The sequence below is a fragment of the Aquimarina aquimarini genome (assembly GCF_900299535.1).
Taxonomy (GTDB): domain Bacteria; phylum Bacteroidota; class Bacteroidia; order Flavobacteriales; family Flavobacteriaceae; genus Aquimarina; species Aquimarina aquimarini.
Map to the genome: position 1 here is coordinate 13,697 of NZ_OMKE01000016.1, position 21,543 is coordinate 35,239.

At 33.3% G+C, this 21,543-nt stretch carries 14 protein-coding genes; 9 read left to right on the top strand and 5 right to left on the bottom strand.

Translation table 11 applies throughout. From position 1 onward, the window contains the following. Positions 1-19 precede the first annotated feature (19 nt). The gene (locus tag DG508_RS09170) at positions 20-1,096 is read right to left on the bottom strand and encodes a LamG domain-containing protein (protein WP_159090780.1); all 1,077 of its coding nucleotides are present in this window, start codon (positions 1,094-1,096) and stop codon (positions 20-22) included. A 523-nt stretch (positions 1,097-1,619) separates the two neighbouring features. On the opposite strand from DG508_RS09170, the gene mfd reads away from it, so the two are divergent. Beyond that, entirely contained in the window at positions 1,620-4,976 is a 3,357-nt protein-coding gene (gene mfd, locus DG508_RS09175; RefSeq protein WP_108867860.1) for a transcription-repair coupling factor, read from the top strand. 97 nt (positions 4,977-5,073) lie between these two features. Here the strand turns inward: mfd and tssD are convergent, their stop codons facing one another. The 3 genes from tssD to DG508_RS09190 form a co-directional block, all read right to left on the bottom strand. Next, positions 5,074-5,481 (bottom strand): type VI secretion system tube protein TssD, encoded by a 408-nt coding sequence (gene tssD, locus DG508_RS09180; RefSeq protein ID WP_103866533.1) that lies wholly within the window; start codon positions 5,479-5,481, stop codon positions 5,074-5,076. A gap of 252 nt (positions 5,482-5,733) precedes the next feature. Next, on the bottom strand, positions 5,734-6,093 hold the full coding sequence (locus DG508_RS09185; protein WP_103866532.1) for a YraN family protein: 360 nt from the start codon (positions 6,091-6,093) through the stop codon (positions 5,734-5,736). Between the two features lie 2 nt (positions 6,094-6,095). Next, a complete protein-coding gene (locus DG508_RS09190; RefSeq protein ID WP_108867861.1) occupies positions 6,096-6,992 on the bottom strand; it encodes a S66 peptidase family protein in 897 nt (298 codons plus the stop codon). 209 nt (positions 6,993-7,201) lie between these two features. On the opposite strand from DG508_RS09190, the gene DG508_RS09195 reads away from it, so the two are divergent. The 6 genes from DG508_RS09195 (at position 7,202) to DG508_RS09220 (ending at position 15,521) form a co-directional block, all read left to right on the top strand. Beyond that, positions 7,202-8,692 (top strand): DUF1800 domain-containing protein, encoded by a 1,491-nt coding sequence (locus DG508_RS09195; RefSeq protein WP_108867862.1) that lies wholly within the window; start codon positions 7,202-7,204, stop codon positions 8,690-8,692. A 6-nt stretch (positions 8,693-8,698) separates the two neighbouring features. Beyond that, positions 8,699-10,315 carry a DUF1501 domain-containing protein gene (locus tag DG508_RS09200; RefSeq protein WP_108867863.1) on the top strand — a complete coding sequence of 539 codons (1,617 nt, stop codon included), beginning with the start codon at positions 8,699-8,701 and terminating at the stop codon, positions 10,313-10,315. Between the two features lie 102 nt (positions 10,316-10,417). Continuing rightward, complete coding sequence (gene metG / locus DG508_RS09205; RefSeq protein ID WP_108867864.1) at positions 10,418-12,484, top strand: methionine--tRNA ligase; 2,067 nt, start codon at positions 10,418-10,420, stop codon at positions 12,482-12,484. Positions 12,485-12,558: 74 nt separating this feature from the next. Continuing rightward, positions 12,559-14,046: a hypothetical protein gene (locus tag DG508_RS09210; protein WP_108867865.1), complete on the top strand. Its 1,488-nt coding sequence runs from the start codon at positions 12,559-12,561 to the stop codon at positions 14,044-14,046. 5 nt (positions 14,047-14,051) lie between these two features. Continuing rightward, positions 14,052-14,954, top strand: coding sequence for a histone deacetylase family protein (locus tag DG508_RS09215; RefSeq protein WP_103866526.1), 903 nt, complete (start codon positions 14,052-14,054; stop codon positions 14,952-14,954). 219 nt (positions 14,955-15,173) lie between these two features. Further along, positions 15,174-15,521, top strand: a complete 348-nt coding sequence (locus tag DG508_RS09220) for a hypothetical protein (RefSeq protein ID WP_103866525.1) — start codon at positions 15,174-15,176, stop codon at positions 15,519-15,521. Between the two features lie 112 nt (positions 15,522-15,633). Here the strand turns inward: DG508_RS09220 and DG508_RS09225 are convergent, their stop codons facing one another. Next, entirely contained in the window at positions 15,634-16,104 is a 471-nt protein-coding gene (locus DG508_RS09225; RefSeq protein WP_103866524.1) for a CBS domain-containing protein, read from the bottom strand. A gap of 232 nt (positions 16,105-16,336) precedes the next feature. Between DG508_RS09225 and DG508_RS09230 the strand changes: the two genes are divergently transcribed. Then, positions 16,337-18,700, top strand: a complete 2,364-nt coding sequence (locus tag DG508_RS09230) for a M28 family peptidase (RefSeq protein WP_108867866.1) — start codon at positions 16,337-16,339, stop codon at positions 18,698-18,700. A 314-nt stretch (positions 18,701-19,014) separates the two neighbouring features. Next, the gene (locus DG508_RS09235) at positions 19,015-21,471 is read left to right on the top strand and encodes an immunoglobulin-like domain-containing protein (protein ID WP_108867867.1); all 2,457 of its coding nucleotides are present in this window, start codon (positions 19,015-19,017) and stop codon (positions 21,469-21,471) included. The last annotated feature ends 72 nt before the right edge of the window (positions 21,472-21,543 follow it).

Here is a 21,543-nt window from a genome sequence, read left to right on the forward strand (position 1 = left end):
GAGATCGTGTATTTGTTACCTAGTTATTTACTTTATTTTCTAATAGCATCAATCTTTCTTCTAATACACTGTTGACTTCTTGCTGTTGTTTTATCTTTTTCTCCTGATCTATTGTATATAAAGTAAGTTCTTCAATCTTTTCTAGTAATTTCATATTCATAATCCCCAATTCCACACCATTTGTCTCCATTTCTATTGCAGAAGGAATATTAGGTAAGTGTCCTTTTTCTTTTATGTGCGCTTGCACTTCTTCTATAGATAGCAAATCATATTCTTTTTTAAACACATAGTCTGGAGCAGGGACACTTAGATCTATCTTTACTTCTTCTGCATGAATCTTACCTTTTACAGTAAGTTTAGAATCTGGAGTTTTGATTCCTATACCAACTTTGCCGTTGTTACAATAAATGGTTTGACAAAAACTAGACACTCCGCCTGAGCTGTCATAAAGTTCTCGAATTTCTTGTTTTGATAACACTTTATTAAACACCATCAGTTCATCCACACTTCCCTTAAAGTCATTACCATACCCCACATTATTAAAAAAGAACTTTCTTCCTATTCCCAAATGTGTCGCCCACTGAAAATCAATTTTCTGAGTACCTCCTATAACACCATTTAAATATCCTGTTATGTTTTTGTTAGCGTCAATTGTTACGCATACCAAAGACCATTTACCTTTATTAGTTTCATCATATCCATAAATAATTGGACTCCATGGGCTCCATGATTGTATCGTATTATTTGCATATCGTAATGAAAAGACATTTGATGAATTACCACCTATACTTGATATCAATCTCATATCACTATTAAGTACATCAGGTTTTATCCAAAATGCAATAGTGATTTCTGGAATTTGAGGAGTATTAATTTTAATATAGTCATCAACTCCATCAAAATGAAATGCCCCATTATTCTTGCCGTCTATTCCTTTGACTGGTGTAACATTCCCAAAAATAACTCCGTTATTATTTCCTTTTATATCATTTGCATTTCCATCAAATGGCCAATATGCTATTAAAGAGCTATTTGCAGTTTGCGCAATACCAAGAGCTGAAATTAGTATTAGAGTAATGCTAAGAAAGTTTCTCATAATTATATTTTTTAGTGAACATATTTTTAACAAAAACCCTCCCATACCAAAGCACAGGAAGGTTTAAAATAATCACAAAGATTAGCTTGCCTATGGAAAGAAGAGGTAACCCCACCCTTCATCATTCAAAAATTAATCTAGACTTAGTCCTACCCATATCAAGATTAAAAAAATTGAAGATTTTATCCATAATTATCACTGACAATCATATTATCTTGCGAAATAAAATGACCTTTTTTGATCATTCATACTGCAATATTAAAGCATAGAAGTACCATTTTTTGAAACTGGGCAAAAAAATTGTGTTTTTTTATTTTTATTTATGATTACACCTCGATTCTAATAACAATAACCCTCCCACAAACTCCTCTAAATATGACCAGCATAACTTCATTGATAAAAGCTACTTTTATAAAAAACCACTTAATAATTTGATCGATTGATCATAGAATTTGAGTAAGAAACCAACAATCTCTTTGCCTGAAATCGATATTGCACCTATATTTGTGATAAAACCCTTTACGTGAGTACATCTATAATCTCGCAAATTATTGCACAGTCTCTTCAATTACAGAAACTGGAAAAAGCTATTGCCCAACCTGAAGCAAAAATACACTTGCAAGGAGCCATCGGGTCATCGCTATCCTTTATTATCGAAAATAGTTTTAAACTTACAGAAAAACCTTTTCTGTGCATCTTTAATGACAAAGAAGAAGCTGCTTATTACTTAAATGATTTAGAGCAATTACTGGAAGACAAAAATGTGCTTTTCTACCCAGGGAGTTATCGCCGACCGTATCAGATTGAAGAAACTGACAATGCCAATGTACTACTAAGGGCCGAGGTATTAAATCGAATAAATTCAAGAAAAAAACCAGCACTGATTATTACATATCCAGATGCTTTGTTTGAAAAGGTGGTTACCCGAAAAGAGCTAGAAAAAAACACCTTAAAAATTAATACCAACGATACTCTTTCTTTAGACTTTGTAAATGAAGTATTATTCGAATATCAGTTTCAAAGAGTAGATTTTGTTACAGAACCTGGTGAATTTTCTGTTCGTGGTGGAATTGTAGATGTATTTTCTTTCAGTAATGATCAACCCTATCGAATTGAGTTTTTTGGCGATCAAGTAGACAGCATTAGAACCTTTGATGTAGAAACACAATTATCTACAAATCAAATAAAAAAAATATCCATTATCCCAAATGTAGAGAACAAAGCATTGCAGGAAACACGAGAAAGCTTCTTAAAATACATTTCCTCAAAAACTATTGTCTTTGCAAAAGATATTGATCTGCTAACCGCTAGGATAGACAAGAATTTTGAAAAAGCAGAAGATGCTTTCAAAACACTCTCTAAAGACATTAAACACAGTACTCCCCAAGAACTCTTTGCAACATCAGAACTTATAAAAAAGCAGCTGATGGATTTCACGTTGGTCGAGATTGGTAATCACCCACTAACCAAGGCAGAATACAGTATAAAATTTGACACCAAACCTCAACCCTCGTTCAACAAACAATTTGATTTACTCATTAAAAATCTAAATGAAAATAGCCAAAAAGAATACAAGAATTATATCTTTTGTGTGAGTGAACAACAGGCAAAACGTTTTCATGATATTTTTGATGATGCCGATCTTGATGTTAAACAATATGAAACAATCGTTTTTTCTGCATATCAGGGATTCATAGATCACCATAATAAGATCGCTTGTTATACAGATCATCAAATATTTGAGCGCTATCATAAATTTAATCTTAAAAATGGATATGCAAAAAAACAAGCAATTACTCTAAAAGAACTTACCAATCTCGAAGTTGGTGATTATGTAACACACATTGATCATGGGATAGGTAAATTTGGAGGGTTACAAAAAATAGATGTAGAAGGCAAAAAACAAGAAGCTATCAAATTAATATATGGAGAAAGAGACGTATTATATTTAAGTATTCACTCTCTTCATAAAATTTCAAAATACAATGGAAAAGATAGTAAACCTCCTCAAATCTATAAATTAGGTTCTAAAGCTTGGAAAACTTTAAAACAAAAAACCAAAGCACGGGTAAAACATATTGCTTTTAACCTAATCCAGTTATATGCTAAACGGAAATTACAAAAAGGATTTCAATACAATCCAGATAGTTATCTACAACACGAATTGGAAGCTTCTTTTATATATGAAGACACTCCTGACCAGAGTACCGCTACTGAGGCTGTAAAGACAGATATGGAAAGTGAACGCCCCATGGATCGACTTATATGTGGAGATGTTGGTTTTGGTAAAACTGAGGTAGCTATTCGTGCAGCATTCAAAGCCGTTGATAATGGTAAACAAGTTGCTATTCTAGTGCCAACTACAATTCTTGCATTTCAACATGCAAAAACCTTTAGAGAACGGCTCAAGGACTTTCCTGTTACAGTTGATTATATTAATCGTTTTCGTACAGCAAAGCAAAGAAAACAAACATTAGAGGAGCTAGCTACTGGCAAGGTCGATATTATTATTGGCACACACCAACTAGTTAATAAGTCTGTAAAATTCAAGGACCTTGGGCTATTGGTAATTGATGAAGAACAAAAGTTTGGAGTCTCTGTAAAAGACAAACTTAAAACGATAAAAGAAAACGTTGACACATTAACACTTACTGCTACCCCTATCCCAAGAACACTACAGTTTAGCCTTATGGCCGCAAGAGATTTATCCACGATTACCACTCCTCCTCCTAATAGATATCCTATTGAGACCAATGTAATACGGTTTAACGAAGAGACTATAAGAGATGCTGTAAGTTATGAAATACAACGTGGGGGTCAAGTGTATTTTATAAACAATAGAATTGAAAATATAAAGGAAGTCGCTGGAATGATACAACGATTGGTTCCTGATGCCAAAGTAGGTATTGGCCACGGACAAATGGAAGGTAAAAAACTAGAGACTCTTATGCTTTCTTTTATGAACGGAGAGTTTGATGTATTGATCGCTACCACTATTGTAGAAAGTGGGTTAGATGTTCCTAATGCGAATACTATCTTTATTAATAATGCCAATAATTTTGGCCTTTCAGATTTACACCAGATGAGAGGACGTGTTGGGCGAAGTAACAAAAAAGCATTCTGCTATTTTATTACCCCTCCTTATTCTGCTATGACAGAAGATGCCAGAAAACGTATCACTGCTTTAGAGCAATTCTCTGAACTGGGTAGTGGTTTTAATATTGCAATGAAAGATCTTGAGATTAGAGGTGCTGGTGATCTTCTTGGGGGAGAACAAAGTGGATTCATCAATGAAATTGGTTTTGACACCTATCAAAAAATCCTAAATGAAGCAATAGAAGAACTAAAAGAAAATGAATTCAAGGAACTATATGAAGACGAAACTAAGGAAATCGTATTTTTAAAAGATACACAGATTGATACGGATTTTGAATTATTGTTTCCTGATGATTATATCAATAACATAACCGAACGACTGAGTCTTTACACAGAGCTTACTACAATTAAAGATGAATCGACATTACAAGCATATGAGAAACGATTAATAGATCGTTTTGGGGAATTACCAGCCCCTGCTATAGATTTACTAAATTCTGTTAGGATAAAATGGATTGCAACTACTATAGGTCTTGAAAAAATTATTATGAAACAAGATAGGCTTATTGGTTATTTTATAAGTGATCAACAATCTCCTTTTTACCAGAGCCCCATATTTACTCGTGTGTTGCAATTTGTACAACAACATCCAAACGTTTGTAAAATGAAAGAGAAACAAACCAGAAATGGGTTGCGTTTATTATTAACTTTTGATGATGTCAATTCTATTCATAGTGTACTAAAAGCGTTACAACCTCTTCAGGCATACCTACAAAAAATATAAGAGCATAAAAAAATATGCTCTTATTGTATTGTCTATACTAAATGATTAGTATTGATTAGAACTTATAGATCTATAAGAAGAAAAATAGTTTTATTATTTAGTTCTGTCGTACCTGTGGCCAATTGTTTTCATGTTTTGCTGCATCTCCAAAACCAACCTGTCCACAACTAATAACAATTCGAACTATGTTTTGTGATGTTCCTTCTGTCTCCATACTATCTTCATAACGAACACAATATCCAAAATCAAAACCTATCTTTTTACGTACTTGCATTCCTTTACTATCCATAATATGCAATTCGCCTTTTTTTGTAGCTGTTCGAGATAAAGCCCAATCATTAAGCATTGTATCCTGTGCTTTAGTGACCTCGAGCGATACTGTAATTTTACCCGCTACTGGGCTAGAATGCACCATACCGTTATGATCTGTTCCTTGTGTGATCAAATAATGATAGTTTACTACTTTGATTGATTCTCCGTCAAGATCTAATGTCCCCTGTATCATAAGTGTGTTGTTTTTCTTATATAAAATTATCTTGTTACTAGAATTGGTTATTGAAGTGGTTTAAACTTTTTCAATTCGCTATAAAAATGCTCTTTTTTACTCAATTTTTGTCTTTTTCTTACTTCGTATCCCTGCTATGAAGTGTAAAAAACACTTCAACTGATCAAAAAATAACTATTTTTCGCCAGAATCCAAAAAGTTTAAACCACTTCATTGTAACACAAGTAAAAATATTAAATTTTTATCACAAAATCAAAAATGATAAAATGCATTTTCTAAATGTTCAATTTGAGTGCCTAAGGTATTTTTAATAATGGCTACAATATCAAACCTCACTTCTACATCAAGATCTTGCTCTGTTACGTAGTAATCCACCACCTTAACCATAGATTGTATTTGTTTAGGTTTCACAAAATCTTGAGGATCCCCAAACTCTGGAGTACTTCTGGTTTTTACCTCTACAGCAATCAAAGTATCTCCTTTTTGAGCAATAATATCAACTTCAAATTTAAGATATCGATAATTCTTTTCTAAAATAACATACCCTTTTTTACTCAAAAAGTCAATTGCCAGTTGTTCTCCTTTTTTACCAAGGGCATTATGCTCTGCCATAGCTATATGTATTTTAATGTTACCTGATCTGCATCTACCCGTAAAGAAGCTTCTGACCCCATTATCAAAGCACGATTATCTTCAATATGTCCCATAGGAAAATTAAATACCACTGGAAATCCATATTCTTTAACTATTTCTAAAATGATTTTTTTGGGCTTTTTACCAAAAGGAATATTATTATCATGCATTTTAGTCATTCCACCAACAATCAATCCTGATAAATTATCAAAAAAACCATTTCGTTTCAAATTTTGTAACATACGATCAATATGATAAAGATATTCATCTAAATCTTCAATACATAAAATCTTACCCGAAGTATCTAATGAAGATTTAGACCCACACAAAGAATATAGTATCGATAGATTCCCTCCTATAAGTTTTCCTTGGCATTCCCCAAGAATATTTTTCTTTGAAGAAGAAATAGAATACTCCACTTCTTTCCCAAAAAGAATATCTCTTAAAGAAGTCATTGAGGCCTTTGTGCCTTTATGGATATCAATAGCTAGGGGAGCATGTAGAGAACATACTCCTAGGTTGTGAATTTCTGAATGCAGTACTGTAATATCAGAATACCCTACAATCCATTTAGGATTCTTGAGTAGATTAGAAAAATCAATATGGTCAATAATTCGCACCGTTCCATATCCTCCTCTTGCACACCAAATTGCCTTAATCTCCTTATCATCTAACATTTTTTGAAAATCTAAAACACGCTCTTGATCGGTTCCTGCAAATTGATGTAGCTCTTTTCCTATTGTACTCCCTAACACAGGTACTAACTTCCATTTCTCTAGCATCAAAATAGCTTCTTGTATCTCTTTCACACTTACCTTTCTAGCTGTAGAAACAATAGCTACTTTATCTCCTTCTTTAATAAAACTTGGTTGTAACATTCTATAATACTATAATTTTTTATGATAAAATTTCTATGGGATTACCGTAACAAAAACATCTCTTTTTTAACAAATTAGAATCATTTCGTTAACATTTATTCTTAATTTTTTTGAATTTTATAGCACTAATTAACAAAGACTTTCGTTATTAACCTTTATATTGTGAACAATTTTGTCCATTTTATCCTACTTTTAATACTAATATACCTATGATGTCGGATACCTCATGTAATCTTGCTTCTCTAGCAGAATATGTGCCTTCTCCAGGAAACCCTTGGAATGTAACTAAAATAAAGCACTTATATCGCAGAATAGCTTTTGGTGCTTCAAAAACAGAAGTACTGGCTGCTTTGGCACAGAACAATCCTGGTGCATTGGTCGATCAACTTATTGATGAAGCAATTGCATTAAATACTACTCCGCCACCCGTATGGGGGTTTTGGAATGCAGATCAATTTGATAATGCTCCTCTAGATGTATTTGAATATACTCAAGAAGGAAAAAGACAAATGATCAATGACCTAATCCAAAATAAAGTACGAGAACGACTTACTTTGTTCTGGAGTAATCATTTTGTTACAGAGGATGACACCTACAGAAGTCCTGCCTATCAATCTCAATATTATAACCTTTTGCAAATGCATGCCTTGGGTAATTTTAGAGATTTTGTATATGATGTTGGTATCTGTAATGCTATGTTGGTTTACCTTAATGGTGATGAAAATGTAAAAGATAGACCCAACGAAAATTATGCAAGAGAATTATACGAGCTCTTTACTCTTGGTGTTGATAACGGATATACAGAAGATGATATTCAAGAAACAGCAAAAGCATTAACGGGGTATGTAGACACAAACGATATTCCTTGGGGTGATATTCTTTTTGATGCTGGCCAATTCAGTAATGAATCCAAAACTATTTTTGGACAAACAGGAAACTGGACTTATGATGATGTGATCAATATTCTGTTCCAACGAAGAGAAATCCAAGTTGCTACATTTATTTGCGCAAAACTATACACTTATTTTGTAAGCCCTACTTGCAACGATGCAATCGTTGCCCAAATGGCACAAACTTTTATAAACAACGGATACAATATCGCAACTGTACTTCGTGAGTTATTCAAGAGCGAACATTTTTTTGATACAGAAGCTATAGGAACCATTATCAAAAGTCCTTGTGATTTAAACTTAAGTTTTTATAATGAAATTGGATTCGATTTACCCCCAATTGATCATATTGATTTCTATTTAAGTGCTACAAGAACTCTTGGACAAGATGTATTAAACCCTATTGATGTAGAAGGCTGGCAAGGAGATGAAGATTGGATCAGTCCTGATCTGTTGATTGGTCGTTGGGAAAGTATTAGATATATCCTACAACAAGCTTGGACTCACAACCAGAATCAGTTTAAAGACCTTTTAATTGGGATGCCAATTGGAGAGCCTGGCGATGGAAACTTAGTGACTACCGATGATGATGTGAATTTCGTAGTAAGAACAATCCTTAATTACTTTTTCCCAAGAGGAATCGACGATGCTGTAACTTTTGGTGAGGCACTAGGCGCATTTAAAATTGATGGAATTCCTGAAAATTATTTTGAAGATGGCACTTGGACATTAGCGTACCCAGAAGTACCACAACAATTTGCCGCGTTACTCAATTACATCGCAGAAATCCCTGAATTCCAACTTAAATAAGAAATTATGAGCGAGAAAAATCACTCTAAAAATATAAAAAAAGAAGGATCTTGTAATACAGAAGATCATATCAAATGGAACAGAAGATCTTTTCTACATGCATTAGGCCTTGTAGGAGGAGGCTCTATGATGCTAGCAAACACCCCTTTATCTGTATCAAAACCCTCGCCACTATCAATCGCATTGAGTCAATCAGAAAATGATAATATTTTAATTCTTGTTAGGCTACAAGGGGGTAATGATGGATTCAATACAATTATCCCTGTATATGATTATGATATATATGCCAATGCGAGACCTCTTATTAAAATCCCCCCAAGTGAATTCATAAACCTTAGTGATGATTACGCTATGCCTAAACCTATGAATAAGCTAGAAAGCGTTTGGGGTGATGGCCAAATGAGAGTTGTACATGGGGTAGGATATGAGAATTCTTCTTTATCTCATTTTAAAGGATCTGACATTTATGCAAATACTAATTTGGTTGAAGAAGATAGAACTGGATTTATGGGAAGGTATTTTCAGGAGATTTATCCCGATTATATTTTTAACCCACCAGCAAGCCCCCCATCGATCCAAATTGGAAGTATTGGAAACCTAATTTTTAAAGGTCCAGAAAATGATTTCTCTTTTGCTGTTTCTCACCCAAACAGATTATTACAAATTGCAGAAAATGGTACCTCATACAACCTAGATGGATTAGGCGAATGTACTTATGATGACAAAGTAAAACATTTACGAGAAGTTACCAACACAACTTTTACATATGCTGATGCTATAAGTGCTGCTTATGAAAGATCTGGCCCTACAGATTTTAGTGGTTATCTTGATGATAGCTTAGGCAGACAATTAAGCATTATCTCTAGATTAATCAAAGGAGGATTAGGAACCAAAGTATATTTGGTAACTCTAGGAGGGTTTGACACCCATAGTAATCAAATACAAAGACATCAAGAGCTTCTTAATTCATTCTCAGAAGCAATAAGCACCTTTTACAAAGACCTTACTAGTGCTGGATGGGATGACAAGGTATTAACCATGACCATGTCTGAATTTGGAAGACGATTTAAAGAAAATGGATCTTTGGGTACAGATCATGGTACTGCCGCTCCAACAATGTTTTTTGGATCTGGCCTTAATGGAAATGGTTTTGCAGGAGAGCACCCAGATTTATCCAATCTGACTCGAGGCGGGAATGTATTTAACACTACCGATTTCAGACAAGTATATGCAACAGTTATGAAGGACTGGTTATGCATCGATGAAAACACTGTAGGCAGAGTTCTTTTAGGAAGTTCTTTTGAATCTCTGGATTTAGGTTTTAATTGCTCTGGAACTAATTCTAACATCCCAAATGATGGCTCAGGAATCTCTCATATAGTTACTTATAGAGACAGCCAAACCTATATCAATATTGCAAATCCTGAGACTACCCATGTGGATATTGCTCTGTATAATGTAATTGGACAAAAGGTTGCGACGCTTAGAAATGAATTATTGATGGAAGGTGAACATATCATTGATGTAAAACAATCTGCCAATACCCGATTAAGCACAGGGCCATATGTCTATCAAATTCAAACTAATAACGGGAATTACAGCAAATCTATTTTAATCTCATAAATTATTAAATATAACCACTCAAACCATCTCAAATAATTGAAGGATTCAGTGGTTATATTTTGTAAGTGTTTTTATTACCTTTGTGCCTTATTTTTAAGCATTATGAGCACAGAGGGAAGATATACAATTACAGCAGCTTTACCATACACAAATGGGCCTATACATATAGGTCATCTCGCGGGGGTTTACGTTCCCGCCGATATTTATTCACGCTACCTTAGAATTACTGGAAATGATGTAGCTTTTATTTGCGGTAGTGATGAGCATGGTGCTGCGATCCCAATGCGTGCAAAGAAAGAAGGTGTTTCTCCTCAAGTCATCATTGATAAATACCACACAATTATCAAAAAATCTTTTGGTGATTTTGGAATTTCATTTGACAACTACTCAAGAACCTCTGCTCCTATTCATCATGAAACAGCATCTGTTTTTTTCAAAAAATTATATGATGATGGTAAGTTTATAGAAGAAACATCAGAACAATTATACGACCCTGAGGCTGATCAGTTTTTGGCAGATCGATTTGTTATAGGTACATGCCCAAAATGTAACCATGAGGAAGCATATGGTGATCAATGTGAAAAATGCGGTAGCTCGCTTAATGCCACAGACCTTATCAACCCAAAATCTACAATTTCGGGCGCAGAACCTATATTAAAACAAACCAAACATTGGTTTTTACCTCTTGATCAATATGAAGATTTTTTAAAAGAATGGGTTCTAGAAGGGCATAAAAAAGATTGGAAAACAAATGTATATGGCCAAATAAAATCCTGGATTGACGACGGTTTACGCCCTCGTGCTGTAACTCGTGACTTAGACTGGGGGATTCCTGTACCTGTTGATGGTGCAGAAGGAAAAGTGTTATATGTATGGTTTGATGCTCCTATTGGATATATTTCTTCTACAAAAGAATGGGCTGAAAGAGAAGGAAAAGATTGGGAACCATATTGGAAAGATAAGAACACCAAACTTGTTCATTTTATTGGTAAAGATAATATTGTATTTCACTGTATTATTTTTCCAAGCATGCTAAAAGCAGAAGGAAGCTACATACTTCCTGAAAATGTTCCTGCAAATGAGTTTTTAAACCTAGAGGGTAATAAACTATCTACCTCAAAAAACTGGGCTGTTTGGCTACATGAGTATTTAGAAGATTTTCCTAATCAGCAAGATGTATTGCGCTATGCATTGACAGCTAATGCCCCAGAAACCAAGGATAATGATTTTACTTGGAAAGATTTTCAGGCACGTAATAATAATGAGTTGGTTGCAATATTTGGTAATTTTATAAACAGGGTTGTTGTTTTGACCAATAAATACTATGATGGTGTAGTACCAAAACCAAGTACTTTCTCTGATGTTGACAAACAAACTTTGGCTGAACTAAAAGCATACCCAGCTGTTATCTCTAGCTCGATAGATCGTTACAGATTCAGAGAAGCAAGTCAAGAATTACTTAATGTTGCCCGTCTAGGAAATAAATACCTCGCAGATGAAGAACCATGGAAATTGATCAAAACAGATGAAGAACGCACCAAAACTATTATGTATGTTGCATTACAAATTGCTTCTGCACTAGCAACTTTATCTGAACCCTTTTTACCATTTACTAGTACTAAGCTCAAATCTATTCTTTGTCATTCTACACTTGACTTGGAAACTACATGGAACGAAATTAATAGCAGAGACATATTACTTCCTGCAAATCATAAAATAGGAAAAGCAGAACTTTTATTCTCAAAAATAGAAGATACAGAAATACAAAAACAATTGGATAAACTAGAAGCTACAAAAAAAGCAAATGAAGCAGAAAACAAAACTGTAACTCCTCAAAAAGACAGTGCAACATTTGAGGATTTTACCAAAATGGACATACGAGTTGGTACAATCATTGAAGCAGAAAAAATGCCTAAAGCCAAAAAGCTCTTAGTTCTTAAAGTAGATACAGGTCTTGATACTAGAACCATTGTTTCTGGTATTGCAGAGCATTTTTCTCCAGAAGAAATTATAGGTAAGAAAGTAACAGTACTTGTTAATCTAGCTCCTAGAAAATTAAGAGGTGTAGAGAGTGAAGGGATGATTTTAATGACCGAAACTCCTCACGGCAAATTAGTTTTCCTTAATCCCGATGAGGGCAATGTAAATCCAGGAGCCGTCATTAGTTAAAAAGACAAAGCAACAACCCCAAACGTTTCTATAAGCATTTGGGGTTTATTTTTTGAATTCCACAAATTTGAATCATGAAAAAAAAGACTGTTTTTTACCTCCTCCTCTTTACGATTTTTAAACCCTTTTGTCAAGAAAAAGTATTAGAACTACCCAAAGTTTTCGCAAATAAATGCCAATCCGACAAAGAGTCTTATTCCATCCCTAATCAGGAAAATGGAGACCTCATGCTTTTATTAGAAGAGAACAAAAAGTTTTACTCCTATTTATTGAATTCTAAATATCTTCAAAAATCAACGATAACCACCAAAACACTTCCTTCTAAATATAGATCTATTCTAGGGTATTCTGTAAATAATAATACATACGCTATCTTTTTTGCTAATTCTAGAAATACAAAATTTGGTATACAAACATTTAATTTTGACACAAAATCTTCTACCAATGTTTTTTTAGATTTTAAAATAAAAGGAGAGAAATATGTAGAAAGTGTTAATTACAAAAACAAAATACACCTAATCACAATCTCAAAAAATTCTTCAGAACTCAACATTTATACATTCGATAATAAGTATCAACCTCAAAAAAAAGTAATCTCATTAAAGCAAGTAGAATATCAAAACCCAAGTGATCAGTACCATACGATCAATGCGCATTATTTATTAACATCAGATTCTGATGGGTTTACGATCAGTGTTGAAAAAATAGAATCCAGAAACCCAAATGTAATCGAGACAACGTCTAAGTTGACTAAATTATACCTACTAGAAAACCAATTGATATTCAGTTTTGACTATGACAAAAAAGAAACCAAATTATGCATTATAGATTTAGACACTTTTCTTTTCACTTACAAAGTTTTTGACAAACCATCAAAAACAGAAAAAGGTTTCACAGGAAGTAATTCTTATATCTATGACAATAAAATTTTTCAGATCGCTAGCTCAAGTCAAAAAATGAAATTCACTATTTCTGATATAATTTCAAACAACACAATAAAGGAATATGCAATCAAAAAAGAAGACTCCATTACGTTCAAAAACTCACCTATAATACAAGAGGGAGGCACTTCATTTTTTAGTTTTTCTAATAACGATCGAGTTAGAGAAATGGAAAAAACAGGAAAATACCTGCGAAAAATATCAAATTCTAATTTAGGAATCTCAACTTATAAAGTAAATGACCAATACAATATTATCTTAGGAGGAACAAAAGAAATTTATTCTGGCGGCGGAAATTTTGCCCCAGGCTTTGGAAGTGGTTTTGGAGCTATTGGCACTGTAGGCAATCTTAATGCTATCTCTATAAATTTTAACCCAACATTTTATGGATATAATGGGTATAGGTCAAACAAATCGACCTACATTAACTGTCTTTTTGATCATGATTTTGAACATCTGCAAGGAGATATTCCTAAAAATATTTATGATAAAGTAAATGAGTTTGAAGACACCTTGAAAAAACCTTCTGCAATCAATATTTTCTTACATAACCATAAGATTCATTATGGTTTTTTTGATAAAACAGATAAAATGTATAAACTGTATCGTTTTGAAGATTAAAAATCATGCTTAAAATAGCGTATCATCCAATCTATACATATCCTGTTCCTGAAGGGCATCGATTTCCGATGATTAAATACGAATTATTGCCCAAACAACTACTTCATGAGGGAACATGCAAAGAAGAGAATTTTTTTAAGCCTACCATTCCAGATCCCAAAGCTATTCTGGCAATTCATTCTGCAACTTATTTTGAAAACCTTTGCACATTATCTCTAGACTCAAAAGCTTCTAGAAAAATAGGGCTACCCATCTCAAAACAACTTATTGATCGCGAAGTAATTATTGCTGATGGCACTATAAAAGCATCTAAATATGCATTACGTTATGGTATTGCTATGAATATTGCTGGCGGCACTCACCATGCATATACCAATCGAGGAGAAGCTTTTTGCCTACTTAATGACCAAGCTATTGGCGCACGATATCTTCAACATCAAAATATGGTGAAAAAAGTACTAATCGTTGACCTTGATGTACACCAAGGAAATGGTACTGCAGAAATTTTCAGGAATGACCAAAGTGTATTTACGTTCTCTATGCATGGCGCAAACAACTATCCTTTTAAAAAAGAAACATCTGATTTAGACATCGAGCTTCCTGATCAAACCAATGACAAGGAGTATCTTGCTATCCTAAAAAAAACCTTACCCCTACTTATTGAAGAACAAAAACCTGATTTTATTTACTATCTAAGTGGTGTAGACATACTATCTACCGACAAATTAGGCAAACTTGCATGTACCGTATCAGGTTGTGCAGAACGAGATAGATTTGTTATTCAAACCTGTAAAAATCTCGACATTCCCATAATGTGTTCTATGGGCGGCGGCTATTCTCCTAATATTAAAACTATTATCGAAGCACACGCAAACACCTATAGAATTGCTCAAGAAATTTATTTCTAAAACATTATTAGCCCGAGTTTCATGTAACAAAACCTACGTAAGTTGACATTGTTTTCGACAGCAAATTATATCACATATTAAAAAACAAGACCAGTAACCTCTTATAATCAAACATATAACTAGGGTCATTTTATAATAAAATTCTCTTTTACATTCTGATTTAATCATTTGTAAATACATATTTATTGTATATTCGGTCTCTAAATTATACCATAATATATGCAAAAAGATTGTCCTGTATGTGGAGATAAAATTATTGGGCGAGCAGATAAAAAATTCTGTAGTGATTATTGCCGTAATACACACAATAACCAGCTTAACAAGGATAGTAAAAATCTAGTAAGAAATATTAATAATTTATTACGTAAAAATTATCGCATCCTCGAAGAATTAAACCCAAAAGGCAAAACTAAAATCTCTAAAAAAAAGCTATTAGAAAGAGGGTTCAATTTTCAGTATTTTACCAGTATTTATGTAACCAAAACAGAAAACACCTATTATTTTGTATATGACCAAGGGTATTTACCCTTAGAAAATGACCTCTATGCCTTGGTAACACGAAACTAAATAAATGTTCTCGCAGGTGACAAAACTAGGTTGAATGCGTAAAAATCTATAGGAAAATAATGAGTAACTATTATAACCATATATCTATTCTTTTTCTATATCAAAATTAAGATTACCGATCTCTCCAATTTTGGCTATTTAACTGCAATGCTGCTTTCATTACATCCTTCTGACTGATTTGCCCAACAAGTTTCCCGTCTTCCAAGATAGGAAAACGTCTTCTTTTGGTTTCTAAAAATTTATTTGCAGCATCAAAAATATTCAAATTCCCATCTATAGTCTCTACATCTTTAACCATAAATTTTTCGACCTTAGCATCATCAATTGGCATATTATAATATCTGCTTTCATTTAATTGCTTGAGACAATCTCCCTCAGAAATAATTCCTAAAAGTTGATTATTCTCATCGACCACTGGTCCTCCCGATATTTTATGTTTTATTAATGACTCAACAACTTCCATAACCGATTGATCAGGACTAAATGTGATGAGGTCTCTTGTCATATAATCCGAAACTTTTATCAATGTCTCATCTGACTTCTTTGTCTTGGAGCGAGCTCCTTGAAAACTGATTATTCCCATAATAAATAGCAATTTAGTGAATATTAAATATAGTGATTTTCAACAACTTATTCAAAAACTCTTTTACTTTGAGCACTCATAGTACTGCACTTTTTTTATAAAAAACACCCACTTTTCAGCAAATTTATCTGGCCAATCGAATGTCTAGATCAAATCGATTACATCAATATACTTTGTGGATAAAGAAATAACTGTAGCTTATTTCTTACCTTTATCATAAATCAATATACACATGCAAAAGTTTCCCTCACTACTTTCATTTGTTCTTATTATTTGTTCACTGGCTTATACTTTTTACAGCAGCAAACCTCAATTAATAACTGACCTTAAAACATCAAAACAAGAATTCTCTACGCTTCGTGCTCTAGAGCATGTAAAAAATATTTCTAAAGAATCTCATTACCTTGGCAGTTCTGCACATGAAGAAGTAAAAACTTATATTAAAAATGAATTACAACAATTAGGTTTACATCCAGAAATTCAAACAGGTGTTTCTATTTCTAAAAATGGAACCATAAGCCATCCTCAAAATATTATCGCCAGAATCAAAGGAAGCAATAACACAAAATCTTTGGTATTAATGTCTCACTATGATAGTTCACCCCATTCATCATATGGAGCTAGTGATGCTGGTAGTGGAGTAGCAACAATTCTTGAAGGAATAAGAGCATATCTAGCAACCAATAAAATACCAAAAAACGATATTATCATTTGCATTACTGATGGAGAAGAATTGGGTCTAAATGGAGCCGAGCTTTTTGTAAATAAACATTCTTGGGCCGAAAACACTGGGCTTGTTCTTAATTTTGAAGCAAGAGGAAGTGGTGGGAATTCTTATATGCTTATCGAGACCAATGGTAAAAACGGGAAAATGATTGATGAATTCTCTAAGGCTAATGTAAAATACCCTGTCACCAACTCTCTTGCTTATAGTATTTACAAAATGTTACCCAACGATACTGATCTTACCGTTTTTAGAGAAAAAGGCGATAAGGACGGTTTTAATTTTGCTTTTATAGATGATCATTTTGACTATCATACCGCTAACGATACGTGGCAAAATCTAGATCTAAACACATTACAACATCAAGGGAGTTATCTGATGCCATTACTTTCTTACTTCTCTGAAAAAGACATTAGCAATCTTAAGTCTAATCAAGATTTTATTTATTTCAATACTCCTGCTTTTGATCTTGTCAAATATCCTTTTGGTTGGATATACACTTTACTTTTTATTGGAATCTTTTTATTTATAGCCTTGATTCTCTATGGTAAATTTTTATACCGAATTGATTTTAAAGAAATTTTAATGGGATTCACTGCTTTTCTATTATGTTTATTACTAGCTGGTGCGTTAACCTTTGGAGGATGGCAATTACTCAACATTATTTATCCACACTATCAAGAAATACAGCATGGATTTACATATAACGGATATCAATACATTCTTGTTTTTGTTTTAATGTCGATTGCCATTTGTTTTAAAGTGTATGGTAAATTTGGCAAAAGTAAAAACCAAGCGAATCTACTTATTGCACCATTATTTATCTGGCTAATTATTTGCACCATGGCTGCTATCTATCTAAAAGGCGCTAGCTATTTTATAATTATAGTGTTATTTGGATTGATATCTTTATTTGTTCTTATACGGCAGAAAAAACCTAATGCCATTTTAATGGTTCTTTTATCATTTCCAGCAATTTACATCTTATCTCCCTTTATTGCTTCTTTTCCAGTAGCATTAGGCTTAAAAATTCTTTTTGTTTCTTCAGTATTATCTGTTTTATTATTCGGAATGCTTATTCCTGTATTTGGGTTTTACAATAGAAAAAAATTATTAGGAAACATCTGTCTTTTATTGAGTATCGTTTTTATTATTGCTGCTCATATAAAATCTGATTTCACTACAAAACGACCAAAACCCAACAGTCTTGTATACATATTAGACAAAGATCAAAACAAAGCAGTATGGGCAACCTATGACACTACTCTTGATTCTTGGAGCAAAAACTACATCATCCCAAAAGAAAATATTGCAGAAGCCTATAATGCGAATACTTTAAAGAGTAAATATCAAAAACCCTTTATATATGCAAACCAGGCACCAATCAAAAACATAGAATCTCCAAAAATTGATTTAAATAAAGACACTATTATTGGTAATCAAAGATACCTAGAATTATGCATCTCTCCCCAAAGGGACATTCAAAGATTAGACCTATATACCAATACATTATTTAATTTCAATTCTCTAAAAGCAAATAATGAAGAGGCACAAAATTTTGAATATTATGATGGTAATACATACAATGCATTTACAAAAAGATGGGATCAAAACTTACTCACTTATTTTCCTAACAAAAATCAACCATTGGAATTACATATGAAATTTCATAAAGATTCGTTACCAAAATTCATGTTATACGAATCCTCATATGACTTATTAACCAATGAACATTTCTCTATACCCTCAAGAGAAAAAAATATGATTCCCAAACCTTTTATAGTAAATGATGCAGTCATTATCAAAAAAACCATTGAGATAGAGGAATATCAAGAAAAGAAAATAGACACTACAAAAACTCTTGATAAATAACTCATCACAACCCTAAATAACTGACAAAAAATAGATTAAAAAATTATATGTTTTTAAAACTTGTAAAAAAGAAGAATTTTCTTTTTACAAATAAAATAACATGCTCAAATCAGAGTTATTAATATTCAAGAAACCTTATTACCCAACTATAATTAAAAATGCATTTTATGCATACTATTGAAACTTATTTATGCCATAGTAAGTATAAAGTGTAAGCAAAACTGGTATAAACCTAAAAACCAACATAATACAAAAACAACGATATCCCCTATCATTTTTGTATTATAACTTCATTAAAAAAATAACCTCCAATCATGAATAAATTATTTTTTTTATCAATTTTATTAAATGGCTTTATGTTATCCAGCGCATATGCTCAAAACAATGTAACTCCTCAAACGATAAGTGCAGAAAGCACCTATGAAAACATAGGGATCGTATGGTCAATAACTGGCGACAATGACATGGATAGTAAACTGACAATTGAGTATAAAGCCTCTAGTTCATCTACTTACCTGCCAACCTATCGTACTATGAGAGCAAACCCTAATAGTAACATAGACGGTAGCTTACTTGGTCTTAATCATCATGCTGGATCTATTGTGGGACTTACCCCTAATACTAGTTATGATATTAGACTCTCTATTACAGACCCAGATGGTGGCGGAAAAACCGAAAATATAACAGTTACCACAAAAGCAGAGGTTACAGATACTTATACAGGAACTATTTATTATGTAACCCCTGGTACTGGTGGCGGTACTGGTACATCTGCAAATCCTTATAAAGGATTACAAGAAGCTGCAAACAATGCTTCTCCTGGATCTGTCTTTCTTCTTGGTTCAGGAACGTATAGTAGTTTTTCTCTGGCTACCTCTGGAACAGAAGCCTTGCCTATAGTTTTTACAGCAAATCTAGCAGATAATGTCGTTATTGACGGAGCTAATACAACTTCAGGGATCATCACTTTAGGAACTTATAACGGAGCTATACAACATATAATTATTGAGAATATAAAAATTCAGAATGGAAAATGGGGAGTTGATGCTCAAAACACACAATATGTAACGGTAAGGCATTGTACTTTTCAGGATGTTGATTATGGTTATCTAAATCGTCGTGAAAACGGCCTTGAGCACGATCAAACAATCTCTGACAACTATTTCTATGGGAGAACAGCTTGGCCCGTTCCAAATGGATCTATTCCTTCAGAAAGATGTATTGACATTCGAGGAAATAGAAATGTAGTACGATACAATTTGATACAAAATTTTGGAGATGGGGTATCTACAGATGGCCCTCCTTATAAAAAATCTTATGCATTAGATATTCATAACAATGATATTTCTTACATAGGAGATGACATTATAGAAGTAGATGGAACTATTGCTAATACGCGTATATGGAGCAACAAAGGATCTAATGGTCGAATGGGGGTAAGTATTGCTCCTGTTTTTGGTGGCCCTTGTTATGTTTATAGAAATGAATTTAACAATATGGAAACTTCTACTTATAAGATGAACAGAAAATCTGCTGGCCTCATCATAGTACATAATTCTGCAATCAAAACAGGAAGAGGGACATCTTCTCCATCAGGATGGCACAATACTATTTTAAGAAATAACATATTAATCTCAAGCCATTATATTTTTGAAGAATACACTATTCCTTCAAACTCATTAATAGATGATTGGGATTACAACGCTTATTCTTCTCTAAGAAATGGGACATCTGGACAACCTTGGTTTAAATGGAACAATGTTAAGTATAATCAAATTACTGATCTACAAACAGGTTCTGGGCAAGAAATGAATGGGTTACAGTTTGATCATACTACCGCTATTACCAATATTAGTTTTCCATCTGCCTATACAGACGGGATAGCATTAGGTAGTTATGATTTTACGCTTTCTGCATCCAGCCCATTAATAAATCGAGGAGAAAATATCCCAAACCTTAACGATCGTTTTGTAACAGATGGTTCTCCTGATATTGGAGCACATGAATACGGGAGACCTCTTCCTCATTATGGGCCTAGAACAGCGTCTCCTGATGATACTACTCCTCCTATAATTACATTATTAGGTAACAATCCTCAAATTATTCAACAAGGATCTGGGTACACAGAGCTTGGAGCTACAACTGATGATGGTAGCCAAGTACTTATAGATAGCTCTAATTTTACAGACGCTATAGGAACCTATACTATTACATATAATGCTACAGATAACTCGGGCAATGTAGCATTAGAGGTAACAAGAACTATTAATGTTGTAGATCCAGCAACTACCGCCCCTATAATTACACTAATAGGAGATAATCCTCAAATCATTCAACAAGGGTCTGGATACACAGAGCTTGGAGCTACAGCTGATGATGGTAGCCAGGTAACAATAGATAGCTCTAATTTTACAGACGCTATAGGAACCTATACTATTACATATAATGCTACAGATAATTATGGTAATATTGCATTAGAAGTAACAAGAACTGTTACCGTAGTTAGCCAATCTACTACTATCCCGCCAGACACTACTCCATTTTACCTTATTACTTATGACCCTGAAACCAATATAATGGACATTGTATCTAAGGAGGATATTCAAGATTTAAAAATATACGACCTTACTGGTAAAAAAATAAAAGAACTATCTCCTAACACAAGAGAATACCAAGTAAATCTTGAAGGTCTTTCTGATGGTGTTTATGTAGTAAAAATCAGTAATCCTGACAGTAATGGCACTTTCAAAACTAAACTCATGAAATTTTAAGTATTTATACCATTTACACCTTGAATTTACCGCAATAAAACTCTCTTTTACAGTAAATTAAAAGTATAACTG